The 12690-nt window shown below is 55.3% G+C and carries 11 protein-coding genes; 2 read left to right on the top strand and 9 right to left on the bottom strand.

All coding sequences use genetic code 11. The features are described from left to right. Positions 1–15: 15 nt before the first annotated feature. Both rlmB and cysS read right to left on the bottom strand, forming a co-directional pair. Entirely contained in the window at positions 16–999 is a 984-nt protein-coding gene (rlmB, locus tag ACLHIJ_RS00800; protein ID WP_411298243.1) for a 23S rRNA (guanosine(2251)-2'-O)-methyltransferase RlmB, read from the bottom strand. Further along, on the bottom strand, positions 992–2416 hold the full coding sequence (gene cysS, locus ACLHIJ_RS00795; protein WP_411298241.1) for a cysteine--tRNA ligase: 1425 nt from the start codon (positions 2414–2416) through the stop codon (positions 992–994). The genes rlmB and cysS overlap by 8 nt, the downstream gene beginning before the upstream one ends. A gap of 103 nt (positions 2417–2519) precedes the next feature. On the opposite strand from cysS, the gene ACLHIJ_RS00790 reads away from it, so the two are divergent. Further along, positions 2520–4058 carry an MFS transporter gene (locus tag ACLHIJ_RS00790; protein WP_411298240.1) on the top strand — a complete coding sequence of 513 codons (1539 nt, stop codon included), beginning with the start codon at positions 2520–2522 and terminating at the stop codon, positions 4056–4058. A gap of 570 nt (positions 4059–4628) precedes the next feature. Continuing rightward, positions 4629–5144, top strand: coding sequence for a hypothetical protein (locus tag ACLHIJ_RS00785; protein WP_411298239.1), 516 nt, complete (start codon positions 4629–4631; stop codon positions 5142–5144). Between the two features lie 19 nt (positions 5145–5163). On the opposite strand, the gene ispF is transcribed toward ACLHIJ_RS00785, so the two are convergent. The 7 genes from ispF to ACLHIJ_RS00750 all read right to left on the bottom strand — a co-directional run bounded on the left by ispF (position 5164) and on the right by ACLHIJ_RS00750 (position 12672). Further along, complete coding sequence (gene ispF / locus ACLHIJ_RS00780) at positions 5164–5658, bottom strand: 2-C-methyl-D-erythritol 2,4-cyclodiphosphate synthase (RefSeq protein WP_411298238.1); 495 nt, start codon at positions 5656–5658, stop codon at positions 5164–5166. Next, positions 5648–6526, bottom strand: coding sequence for a 2-C-methyl-D-erythritol 4-phosphate cytidylyltransferase (locus tag ACLHIJ_RS00775; RefSeq protein WP_411296698.1), 879 nt, complete (start codon positions 6524–6526; stop codon positions 5648–5650). Before ACLHIJ_RS00775 ends, ispF begins: the two co-directional genes overlap by 11 nt. Positions 6527–6559: 33 nt before the next feature. Next, a complete protein-coding gene (locus ACLHIJ_RS00770; RefSeq protein WP_411296697.1) occupies positions 6560–7120 on the bottom strand; it encodes a CarD family transcriptional regulator in 561 nt (186 codons plus the stop codon). A 465-nt stretch (positions 7121–7585) separates the two neighbouring features. After that, entirely contained in the window at positions 7586–8587 is a 1002-nt protein-coding gene (locus ACLHIJ_RS00765) for a LacI family DNA-binding transcriptional regulator (RefSeq protein WP_411296696.1), read from the bottom strand. 142 nt (positions 8588–8729) lie between these two features. Next, positions 8730–10859, bottom strand: a complete 2130-nt coding sequence (locus ACLHIJ_RS00760; RefSeq protein WP_411298237.1) for a glycoside hydrolase family 127 protein — start codon at positions 10857–10859, stop codon at positions 8730–8732. Between the two features lie 3 nt (positions 10860–10862). Then, positions 10863–11723, bottom strand: a complete 861-nt coding sequence (locus tag ACLHIJ_RS00755) for a carbohydrate ABC transporter permease (protein ID WP_411296694.1) — start codon at positions 11721–11723, stop codon at positions 10863–10865. Beyond that, entirely contained in the window at positions 11716–12672 is a 957-nt protein-coding gene (locus tag ACLHIJ_RS00750; RefSeq protein ID WP_411296693.1) for a carbohydrate ABC transporter permease, read from the bottom strand. Before ACLHIJ_RS00750 ends, ACLHIJ_RS00755 begins: the two co-directional genes overlap by 8 nt. Between the last annotated feature and the right edge of the window lie 18 nt (positions 12673–12690).

Here is a 12690-nt window from a genome sequence, read left to right as displayed (position 1 = left end):
GCGTTATCCGCTCACCTACTGCCCAGCATACCTGTTTCTCACTTGGTCGATCTGGTATAGCGCAATACCGGCAGCCACTGAAGCGTTTAAGGATTCCGTCTGCCCATCAATGGGGATAGCGACGACGAGATCGCAGGTCTGCCGAACCAGGCGCGATAAACCTGCCCCTTCTGAGCCAGTTACCAGCACTAATGGCATATCAGCAAGATCGGCTTGCGGCAGCGAGCTTTGCCCGTCACCGGCTAACCCCACTACAAAATATCCTGCTTGCTGCAGATCTCGCAGGCAGCGAACGAGGTTCGTCTCGCGTGCCACCGGCAGACGAGCCGCCGCTCCCGCTGAGACTTTCCATACCGTTGCGCTCACACCAGCCGCACGCCGCTCTGGGATAAGCACACCATCTGCCCCGAAGGCAGCAGCAGAGCGCATAACAGCACCGAGATTATGCGGATCCGTCACTGAATCAAGCGCCACGATAAGCCCATCACGCCCGGAACGTTGCCCGCGTTCAACCAGATCTTGACACGTCACATACTCGTATGGCGGAACTTCTATCGCAATTCCCTGGTGAACCTGGCCCTCCGTCATCAGATCGAGTTCAGTACGCGAAACCTCGATGACGCGAACCTCAGCCTCCATCGCCGCCCGAATAATATCTGCCAGCCGTTCATCATAAACGGCCGCACTCAGCACAAAGACGCGCGCATACGGCATTCCTGCCTGCACTGCCTCATAAACCGGATTGCGCCCACAAATAAGCTCATAGCCAGCCGGAGTGTGCAAGGAGGCTTTCAGTTTTGGTCCTTGTGCCTTGCGTTCTGCCTCTTCTCGTTCTTGCTTGCGCTTGTAGGCCGGATGATATGTGCGATCTTCTGCCTTAGGGGTTGGCCCTTTTCCTTCGAGCCGACGGCGACGATGTCCGCCGGAACCCGTCGTGCTGCCCTTACGCGCGTGTTTACGGACAGCTCCTGGCCGCCCTCGATGCCCACTATTAGCCACGCTCGCCTCCTACTGCCCACCGCACGCCATCTGCGCTATCTTCTACCGTGATACCTGCTTGCATTAGGGTATCGCGCAGCGCGTCGGCTTTCGCCCAGTCTTTTTCTGCTCGGGCTTGCGTGCGTTCGGCCAAAATCCGCTCCACAAGCGCCGCCAAGGCTTCGTGTGTGCCTCCGTTATCGCTCTGACGCCACGGATCGGCGCACGGATCCAAGCCTAAAACGTTGAGCATTGCTCGCACCATCGTCTGTTCTGCTCGCAGTGAGACGTGATCGTTGTCAGCTAGGGCATTATTGCCATTCGTCACGTGTTCATGGATGACTGCCAGTGCTGCTGAAACGTTGAGGTCATCATCCATCGCGTCAACGAACTCCGCCGGTAGATCCTCGCGCGTCAGGCCCGCAATCTCCGCTGCCGGGACTTCCCCTACGACGTCTACTGCGCGCGCCACAAATCCGGCGAGCCGATCCCATACTGCCGCTGCTTCCGTCAACGTCGCAGGAGAGTAGGCAACCGTTGACCGATAATGCACCGTGCCTAAGGCCAGCCGCACAATCACCGGCGGATATTCACGGACGATATTCGCAACCGTCAGGGAGTTTCCGAGGGATTTACTCATCTTCTCTCCCTCGATCGTCACCCACGCATTGTGCATCCAATACTGGGCAAATCCGTAACCTGCGCCATGGGATTGCGCTTGCTCGTTTTCGTGATGGGGGAAACGCAGATCAATTCCGCCGGCATGAATATCAAAAGATTCACCCAAATATTTTCCAGCCATCGCCGAGCATTCAATATGCCACCCGGGACGCCCCCGCCCCCACGGCGTATCCCACGCAGCACTTTCCGGCTCACCAGCTTTCGGTGCTTTCCACAAGGCAAAATCTAAGGGGTTGCGCTTATCTGTCTCGCTAGTATCCTCATCCGCATTGAGATCAGCCAGGCTTTGATTCGTCAGTGAGCCATAATCCGGCAAGGACGTGACATCGAAATACACATTACCTGGGCGGCCGACGTAGGCATGCCCGCGCTCAATGAGGCGCGCAATGAGGGCAATCATCTCTGGAACGTGACCCGTCGCGCGCGGCTCATACGTCGGTTCTAATATGCCGAGAGTGCGATAGGCCTCGGTAAATTCTTTCTCAAACCGATACGCCCACGCCCACCACGGCCAGCCGTTTTCTGCGGATTTCGCCAGGATTTTATCGTCAATATCGGTGACATTACGGATCATCCGCACGTCATAACCGGAGATTCGCAACCACCGCACGAGAACGTCGAACGCCAGCATGGAACGCATGTGACCGATATGCGGCGATCCCTGCACCGTCGCCCCGCACAGGTAGATCCCCACCTGACCAGGATGGAGCGGGACAAACTCTCGCAGGGATTTCGTTTTGGAATCAAAAATTTTCACGTCTTTAACAATACCGGCTATTGCAAAGCGAACGCGAAGAAGGTGACGCAAACTAAGCCAACACGACAATACAATGAACTTACGATGGCGTAGGGTAACACGTATGGACAGCTCAGAGGGCACCCCACATACGTCTCGACGTCATCCCATCCCCAATCAGGCAAATAAACACGGATTAGCTGGTCTTTCGGATGCCAAAGGCGCACCCCGCGCAGTTGCCGGAGCCGCAATCAGCGGGGTACGTGCCGTTGCCTCATACCTGAAAAATCATGGCAGGCCTCGCCGTAATTCTTCAGATTCTTCGCGCGAACCCTCACCGTTTACCCGCGAAGTGTGGGCCTGGGGAATGTGGGATTGGGCCTCCGCAGCGTTCAACGCCATCGTCACCACTTTCGTCTTTTCGGTCTACATCACTGATAAAGATCTCTTCGGCGGATCAGCGAACCAACGACTCGGATATGCTTTCGCGATTGCCGGAGTGTTAATCGCCGTGGGCGCCCCCGCTATCGGCCAAGCTATTGATCGCTCCGGTAAACGCGCCACTTTCTTACGGGTAACTACTTTGCTGACGGCCCTCATCACCGCCTGCCTATTCTTCGTCTCCCCTGGGGAAAATCACCTGTGGCTAGGCTTATTTTTACTCGCCGCCGGCAATATCGCCTGCGAAACCGGATCCGTGGTCTACAACGCGATCATCACCGACATCACTGAACCTAAACATCTTGGGCGCGTCTCCGGGTTCGGCTGGGGGTTGGGGTACGTCGGCGGTATCGTCCTCATGCTCATTTTATTCATTGGCTTTATCTCGCCTGAGGTCGGCTGGTTTGGAGTTACCTCCCACAACGCAATGCACGTGCGGGTTTCTATGCTTGCCGCCGCCATCTGGACGCTCGTATTTTCGGCGCCACTGTTGGGCAGTTTGCGCGACGAGCCAGCCGTCCATGACGGAGGCGGGCTGGGAATCATCGCCTCCTACAAAGAGCTCGGATCTTCCGTCAAGCGGCTGTGGGTCTCCGAACGCCATATCCTCTGGTTCCTCCTGTCCTCAGCGATCTATCGAGACGGTTTAGCTGGCGTCTTTTCGTTTGGCGCCGTCTTAGCTGGAACGGCTTTCGGATTTGAAAAGCAAGAAATTATGATTTTCGGGATTGCTGCGAATCTGGTTGCTGGTGTCGCCACAATCTTGTTTGGCTGGGTAGACGATAAAATCGGGGCACGGGCCGTTATCGTGGTGTCCTTGAGCGCGATGGTGAGCTTCGGCGTCATTATTTTCTTGTGCCATGACGGGATGGCTGGCCTATCAGGTCACGCCATTTATTGGATTTTCGGCTTACTGCTGTGCGTTTTTGTTGGACCGACGCAATCTGCCTCGCGCACTTATCTGGCCCGTATTGCACCATCAGGCGCCGAGGGAGAAATCTTTGGGCTCTACGCTACGACTGGCCGCGCCGTCTCTTTCCTCGCTCCGTTCATGTATTCCACAGCCATCACCGTCGGTGCAACTGCCAGCGGAATCGCTCTGGATGAGGCCGCCTACTACGGCATTATTGGTTTAGCTATCGTTCTCGCAGTTGGTCTGCTGGCGTTCTTGCCTGTCAGTGCGCATCACATACCGCGCACGCAGGCGGCTACCTCCGCATAGTTGTGTGCGCATACCGGCACGTATCAACGGCGCTGGGCTACATACCGGCAATTATTCGCAGGCTGACGATTGATTGTTGCTATTTCGCCAGGAACTTTGCTGCTCACAGACGTTTACTGCCCACAGACGCTTGCCACTCTCAACTAAATGTATGTGCCTCACGCTCAGCGACATTCCCTATTTATATGGGCAGCGCGAGCACCTAGTTTAAGAAAATCAGGAGAAAAGCGGGATCGCTACGCCATGCCTCACGCGCCTTAGGGCATACCGATCGCGAGTTATTCACTGGGTCAGCGCAAAAGAGGGGGGATCGCATTACTCACGCGGCACAGTGAACCACACGTACATCCGGGTTAGGCTCATGGAATACGACAGCCCGTAGCGGGAATATGTAGTGGCTCAGCTTATTGCCACATCCGCTTTTATCCTCATAAGCACAGGTATATTTATTGGCTACCGAGAGCCAATTTATACCAGGTAACGCGCAGTTTACTGGGCTGCCCCGCTAAGGCGTTTGCTATACTTAACTGCACTATTCCGTGTCATCAATTTGCCTGTGAGGTGCTAAATATGCCACTGCATCACACCAGCTCACCGAGCGGAGCACCATCTGCTCATCGCTTTCGCGCGGAAAAATTATCACGTGAGGGTCAGCATGGCGGCATCGTCAAGAACCCCAAAATATCCCACGAAACCACTAAAAGCCATCTGATGTTTACTTCCGGGCTGTCGGCAGAAGCTAAAAAGCATAGTAGGAAGGGGCAACGGCGCTTAGTGCAGGCAGGTATGGCGTCTGTTGTGGCTGCTGTCTTACTGTCGGCGTGCTCATCGCCATCTGATCCACGCGATAGTGAAAATTGGAAGAAGCACTCCTCCGATACCTCTATTTCAGAACGGCTCGAAGAGGAAGCACAAAAACACGGGATCGATACTGACCAAGTCAAGCAGGACGCTCAGAAAGCAAAAGAGAAACTGGGCGAATATGGTCAGAAAGCAAAAGAAAAGCTAGGTGAATACGGGCAGAAGGCAAAGGATAAAGCCTCCGAAATCTATGACAGGTACACCACTAGCGATAACGAGAAGTAATCCTTTCGCCACACGCGCTTTATTTGCATTCCGCTTCCATATTCGCGCGAGATAGCGTTGCCGTGGCAATTGCCGCTAGCCCCTCATCGCGCCCAGTAAATCCCATCCGATCGGTAGTGGTGGCACAGACGGCTACCGGCGCGCCGAGAATCTCGCTCATTCGCTGCTCTGCCTCATATTTGCGTGGTAACAGGCGCGGGCGCTGCCCGATAATCTGCACACTGACGAATTCGATCTGCCATCCGGCCTCTCGCACACGTTCAACGACGTGACTCATCATCGCCTGCCCCGTCGCTCCAGCCCACTGTGGCTGATCAACGCCGAAGATAGTCCCTAATTCGCCTAATCCTGCAGCAATCAACACTGCGTCACACACCGCATGTGCCGCGACGTCTCCGTCAGAGTGCCCGACTAAACCCGGATGACCTTCCCATTGCAAACAGGCTAACCACAGTTCGCGCGTATCGTCATCGGCAAATTGGTGAGCATCTATCGCGGTCGCGCTACGATACATGCGTTTTTCCTTCCGGTGATCCGCCAGCATATTCCTCAGCAATCATACGGGCGATACGCAGATCCCACGGCGTCGTTACCTTCATTGCTTCGGGTGCACCCGCAACCAATACGACGTGCCCACCGGCCATCTCCACCAGAGCAGCATCATCTGGGGCAGCGATCGCTTCATCCATGCTGCGTTCTCGCTCTAGGCGATGTGCGTGTTCTAAAATATCGCGCCGAAATCCTTGAGGGGTTTGCATAGCGCGCAAGCGTTGACGTTCTAAGGTGCGCCCAACTGGTTCTACCTCAGTAGATACGCCACCCGCTATCGGCGCTAGCAGTTTTTTCTTATCTGCCGGTAAAAGAGCATCTGCCACTGGCGCACTATCGCCTTCACAGATCTGATCTGACGGTTCTTCTCGCTCAGGTATCGGCAGCGCATGGGCCTCGCGAATCTCTTTAATCGTATCGGCAACCGGCAACGCTGGAACGACCGCTTCATATCCGGCGTCCAAGGCTGCCACAACTCGATCAACAACCGCTGGGGGAACAAAAGGCCGAGCCGCGTCATGAATCAACACATACGGCGTATCTATATGTGCCAAACCTCGTGCCACAGATTCTTGACGGGTGAGGCCGCCTGGTACGAGTTCCGCGTGAACATCAGCCGCTGCTAGAGCCTCAGCGAAAAGCTGTTGGGAATCGGCATCTTGCGGAATAGTAACCACGATACGCGTAATCCCGCTGCGATTCATGCTGCGGATAGCGTGGACGACGAGTGGCTCTCCCGCTATAGGAACGAGCGCTTTCGGCAGTTGCGCCCCTAGCCGCGAACCAGAGCCAGCACCGGCAATCACCGCTCCCACGCGTTCACCGCGTGCCACCTGAGCAACCATCACCACAGCCCGCCCGGCATATTACTGCGGTGTTGCCGCCGACGGAACGGACTGTGCCGAATCCCCACTCTCAATCGTCATAGCGCTGGGCATATTGGGATCAACACCCATGATCTCATCGAGAAGCTGATCGGCTTCATCGTCGGAAATCTCCCGAGCCAGCGCCACCTCTGAACCGAGAATCGCCCGAGCCTGCGAGAGCATGCGCTTCTCCCCGGCTGATAACCCGCGCTCAACGCTACGCCGCGACAAATCTCGAACAACCTCGGCCACTTTGTTAACATCACCCGAGGTCAACTTTTCTGAATTGGCCTTAAACCGACGCGACCAGTTCGACGGTTCTTCCACGTCTTCCTTGCGCAACACATCGAAAACCCGCTCAAGCTGCTCTTCATTAGAGACGTCACGCAAACCGACCTGCTCAATGGAGGATTCTGGAACTTCAATTACCAGATCGCCTTGCAAGATCCGCAGGGTCAAATAACGCCGCGTCTCGCCGCGGATTGTTTTCTCTGAGATCTCTTCAATATATGCCGCTCCGTGATGCGGATATACGACAGTCTCGCCAACTCTGAAGCTCACGGGAAGATCACCCTTTTCATTCGCCAATACCACGAACCATTTTAGCATTGCCAAGAACGGAAAGCCCGATTACTAATTACGCCATCAAGTGAAGCACCCTGCGTCATCTTATTTTTCGGCATACGTAGCGCCCAAGGATAAGGATCATAGCAATCGCGGGAGGGGAGCAGAGAAAGGGTAATTAACCGCAACGAGGAGCAGGCATCTGCGAACGCCACCCGTCAGTATTAAAGTTATTTCTGGTTTATTACCGGATCACCCTATTACCGGATTACCTGTCGGTGGTGTGCACGCGCTAACAACCCAATAAATAATCCAAACCGAAGTCAGCTTCCACCGCGATAACCCTTTAATATTTCCGCCTAGCCAGCACCCGCCTGAAACGCCCGTTTCATCTGGCACGTCAAGGCAACACTGCTGTACTTGCAGGCATATCCCGTACCCCTGGAAAGCCCCGACGAAACTCTACAAGGTTGAGGAACGCAGAACGAGTTTGCCCTGAATAACCTGTGAACTCATCTCCCGACCAGACATCGCGTCAATGAGTAACTGCGCTGCCGTCTGCCCCAAATCATGCAGATTCTGATCAATCGTCGTCAACGGCGGGCGCGAGGCCTCCGCAATCAAATGCCAATTGTCGTGGCCGATAACCGCAATATCCTCCGGCACACGCACCCCACGATCATGCAAAATATCCAGACATCCGCGCGCAATCTGATCGGATCCGCACACGAAAGCGTCAATCTGCGATTCTCCATGCTGATCGAGGAATAACCGAGTCGCTTGCCGCCCCCAGGATTCACTCCACGGGCCATACAACGGCTGATCCCCCACCGGCTTCAATCCAGCCGCATCCAGTACCGATATAACCCCACGGGCGCGATCCTGCGCCGCACCATACGTGTAGTCACCAGAGATCATTGCGATGCGGGTGCGTTGACATTCCAGGAGATGCTGGGCCACAAGCCGCCCAGCATGTTCATTATCCACAATCACGGATACGTCCTCGTCGTTCATTGACGGCGCATAGGCATACACCACTGGAACTGGCACATCACCGATGGACGGCCGCGGATCCGGACGCGCACCCACGATAATAAGACCGTCCACCTGACGGCTCAATAGATTACGGATATGGTACTGCTCGCGGATCGTATCCCCTCGGGCATCACACAGCAGAATCGAGACTTCACCCTCACCAAACCGATCCTCTGCGCCGAGCATAATCGGAATCGAAAAACGACCTTCCATATCGTGGGTAATAAGCCCCACCGCTCCCGAGCGCCCCAAAGCAAGATTTTGCGCTAGCCGATTCGGGCGGAAACCAATCTCGTTGGCAATGCGAATGATCTTTTCGCGGGTTTTATCACTGACGTCTGGACGCCCAGATAATGCCTTGGAGGCCGTCGCCAACGATACCCCGGCACGGTCGGCTACCGAGGCAAGTGTAACTTTTGAACCGTGCACAATAACTCCACTATTCGGTAAGGAGGCCGCGACACGACCGTCGGGCCGGATGCTGTCGCGTTTGATTATAGCGCTAACTCCGACCCGATCGTGGATTTGTGCATTTACACTAGACGTTTGCTCAATTCTCGATTATTCGAGATTATTCCTGATCTCCCGGCACCCAAATACGCATGGTCGCCGCACCTCGATTACCCCACTGGTAGTACGGAATAAAGCGCAGATCAACGCGCTGATAACGCGATTGCTCCCTAGCTTTTTCATCCGCTAACTGCTGATCTCTCTGACCAGTCTGCAAGGAAGCGCCAGTTGTACAGTAGGGCCATTGATGGGTTGAGGTGTTAACCGCATAGCCGGCAGCGCATACTGCCTCACCGCTATCGCTCACCCGCAGTTCACTACCAGGATCAATACGCAAGGAAGCAAAATCATAACGCGGATCTTGGTCTACTGATTCTAGGCACATAACCATCGGGCCATATTCCACTGCATAACAGCCGCGAACAGCATCGACTCGCGGATCAGCGACGCTTAACCGCGGGCGAATCGCCATATCCATATCGATCACATCACCGACGGCCATACCCTCACACAGCCAGGAACTGCACCCAGCTAGGGGCTGCCCCGCTTCGGAATCCGATAGCAACATTTCCCCTACCGAACTATCCAGCCCGACGCCACGCAACACATATCCGCGAGCGTTATCCGCCCAATGCGGCACCCGAATACGAATATTCACTGGACGCTGTGCCTGAATGACCCGCACGCGCACCCGTGATTCCTTCGGATAATTCGTCTCCACTGCTAAGCGCACCAGCCCGGCGTCAGTATGCAGGGTGTATGTTCCTGCCGCATACTGGTGAATCTGCACTTCGTCTTCCCGATGCGTGACGGTGTAGCAGCCCAACTGGGCGATTGTACGTGCCAGGTTTGGCGGGCAACACGAGACTTCGAACCATTCTGAACGGCCTTTCGTCAGCGCCCGCACGCTCACTCCGCCGTTATCGTCGGGCGTGATCGGTTCACGCTGATGCAAGGTATTGGTGTAGAAGAAGCGATCACCGCTTTCGGAAATGGCGGTCGGGATGATGTTGAACAGTACGCGCTCAATCACATCGCCGTAGGACATATCGCCAGTTGCCAGCATTAATCGCCAGGCCACCATGATGGCCGCGACTCCCGCGCAGCTTTCGCAATATGCACGATCCGGCGGCAGCTCCCAATCTGCACCAAAAGCCTCATCTTGATGGTGTGAGCCCATTCCGCCAGTAATGTAGGTGCGGCGTTCCCAGGTGCGTTTGAATTGCTTTTCAATGATGGCTAGCAATTCGTCATCGCCGGTTTCAACTGCGACGTCAATCGCGCCGGCCGCCAGGTACAAAGCACGCACCGCGTGCCCCTCTAGGACCTCCATATCCCGCACGGGTGTCTCGTCCTGGAAATAGGATTGACCGAATTCGATGGGGCGGAGAGTGCCACGCCCGCGTCGGTCAATGAGATCCTTCGCCAGGCGTAAATATTCCTCCCGACCACTGACTCGATACATTTCTGCCAAGGCGGTTTCTACGACGGGATGCCCACCTACACTGCGGGTATCCTCATGCAGAAAATGGTGAACGGCGTGGTCAGCAATTCGGGTGGCGAGCTGCCAAGTGCCAGTTGGATCAGATTCGCCTGGATCGCAGCCCTCTAGATCAGAGCTGCACAGATCCGCGTCAGCCTCTGCGGTGCATGCACAACCCGCAGCCGTGCGCGCTGCCGCCACTCCCGCTTGTGCCAAATGGCCAGCGCAATATAGCTCATGCCCCCACTCTAAATTGGAGTAGCGAGGGGCCTGCCCGCCGTGCCCGTACAGCGTATGCAGGTATCCATCAGCGTCAACGGCTGGCCAGATCCGTTCCACCAACGCCCGAGCCTGGTTGCGTAACTTCTCGCTATCTGCCCGATGTGCTTCCCACAGGATTGCCTCCAGCACCTTATAGGCGTCGGAATCGGCAAATTCACGCCCGATATGTTCCGTCGTATCACTGCCAGCGGCCACGGCATCGAAGTTACTCATCGTGCCGAATTCATGGATCCAATGGTAGATATGCGGGATCGTCACCTCATGGTTGCGATCTTGCATATATTTCCAAAACCCACCGCTGATCTCGACGTCCCGCACTGAAACGGGCTGAAAAACCGTCGGAACGCGAGGAACGACCGGCGCAACAATCGACTCACGCACGGAGTCGTCCTGCTGCTGGGGAGCGAGTACGGGCTGAGCAGACATGTTTTATCCTTTCACTGCTCCGGAGGTGAAGCCCTTGACGTAGTAACGCTGGAGCGAGAGGAACAAGAAGATGGCAGGCAGGGTCAATACGACCACTCCGGCGGTGGTTAAGCCGTAATCAATGACGCCCATGACCTGTTGGCGCATATTGACCATCGCCAAGGGCAGTGGTGCTTTCTCGGAGCCGAGCAGGTACAGCGAAACCATAAAATCGTTCCAGGCAAAGAGGAAGGTCAGCAGACCGACGGACACCATTGACGGGCGAACCGCCGGCAAGAGAACCCGCACAAAGGCGCTCAAAGAACTACATCCGTCAATCAGCGCTGCTTCTTCTAGTTCCCGCGGAATAGCCGCGAATGCGTTACGCATCATGAACGTACCGAAAGGTAGCTGGAATAGACCCAGCACCAAGCCGACACCGATCAAGGAGTTCTGCATGCCCATTTGCTTCATCCACACCAAGAGCGGAATGAGCAAGGCTGCGTAAGGCACCATCATGACCGACAGGACGAGCATGAATGCGAAGTTGCGCCCCTTGAAGCGGAAGCGGGCAAAGGCGTAGCCGCCTGTTGCGGTTGCAATGACCGTCGCGACCACTGCAACGAGGGAGACGATGAGCGAGTTGCGCAGATACGTCCAGATTCCCAGGTTGTAGTTGACTAAGGTCTGATAGTTATTTAGGCCGTATCCCTCAGTTTGTGCCGTTCCAGGATTTGGAGAGATGGAATTTACGGCTGCCCATACTAGCGGGGATATGAAGGTTACGATAAGCAAAATCCCGAGAATGATACGCCCGATATGTTCGATCCGACGCCCGAGCGGGAGGCTGTTTTGAGTGGGAGCCACTTGTGCCGAGTTAGTCATCCTTATCCACTCCCATCGCCTTGAGCTGGAAGAAGTTAATCACTACCAGGGCAAGCAGGACGATAACGGATAGTGCCGCCGCCATGCCGAGGTCTTTCTTCGTTTCGAATGCGTATTTGAAAATGAGCTGGACGATACTGACCGTCGAGTTATTCGGCCCACCTTTGGTCAAGATGTAGAACTGGTCGAAAGCAAGCAGCGAGCCAGTGATGGACATAATCCAGGTCATCGCCAAGGTTGGGCGCAGAAGCGGCAGGGTAATCGAACGGAATTGCTGCCATCGATTTGCCCCGTCAACTCGTGCCGCTTCGTAGACGTCACCTGGGATGGCCTGCAAGCCAACCATCGTCAGCAGCATGTAATAGCCGGTAAAACGCCAGACGATCAGGAACACTGTTCCCCATAGAGCACCGTTTGGTGTGCCGAGCACAGAGGCCGTATCCGAGTCAAAACCAAAGAAGCCCAAGAATTTCTTTAGCGGCCCTACTTGCGGGGAGTACAGCGCGTAGAACAGCAATGACGAGGAGGCGATGCCCAAGGCTGAAGGCAGCAAGATGGCCGTTCGCACCACGTTATTCCAGCGGTAGGAATCCTGCAAAAACATTGCCAGAAGCAGAGCCAAAGGCATGAGAATCAGGGTGGTGATGATGGTGTATTTCAAGGTGAAGATTGCTGCGTCTTTCAGCAGTGGTTCTTCAAAAACCTTAATGAAGTTCTCCGGAAAATTCGTTCCTAAGTTGCCACCTAATAGCGTCCATTTCATCGTTGACATGACGATGACGAGGACGATGGGAACTAGGAAGAATAAGACAATGAGGAGCAGCGTCGGCGTCAGGAAGGACCACCCGCGAGCAGCTTCTCCAGAACTGCGGCGCCGCCTAATGTTGCGTGCGCGACGCACCGACGGCTCAGCGGCCGAGTGCGCAGTCGATTGAGTATGTGATGACATGGTGATTGTACTTCTCCT

This window comes from Trueperella sp. LYQ141, assembly GCF_046599555.1.
GTDB lineage: Bacteria > Actinomycetota > Actinomycetes > Actinomycetales > Actinomycetaceae > Trueperella.
This window is presented reverse-complemented; position numbering and strand designations above follow the sequence as displayed.

Coding starts and splice junctions, on each gene's coding strand:
- ACLHIJ_RS00790 (WP_411298240.1), top strand. CDS start 2,520: ATGGACAGCTCAGAGGGCACCCCACATACGTCTCGACGTCATCCCATC.
- ACLHIJ_RS00785 (WP_411298239.1), top strand. CDS start 4,629: ATGCCACTGCATCACACCAGCTCACCGAGCGGAGCACCATCTGCTCAT.
- ispF (WP_411298238.1), bottom strand. CDS start 5,658: ATGTATCGTAGCGCGACCGCGATAGATGCTCACCAATTTGCCGATGAC.
- ACLHIJ_RS00760 (WP_411298237.1), bottom strand. CDS start 10,859: ATGTCTGCTCAGCCCGTACTCGCTCCCCAGCAGCAGGACGACTCCGTG.
- ACLHIJ_RS00755 (WP_411296694.1), bottom strand. CDS start 11,723: ATGACTAACTCGGCACAAGTGGCTCCCACTCAAAACAGCCTCCCGCTC.
- ACLHIJ_RS00750 (WP_411296693.1), bottom strand. CDS start 12,672: ATGTCATCACATACTCAATCGACTGCGCACTCGGCCGCTGAGCCGTCG.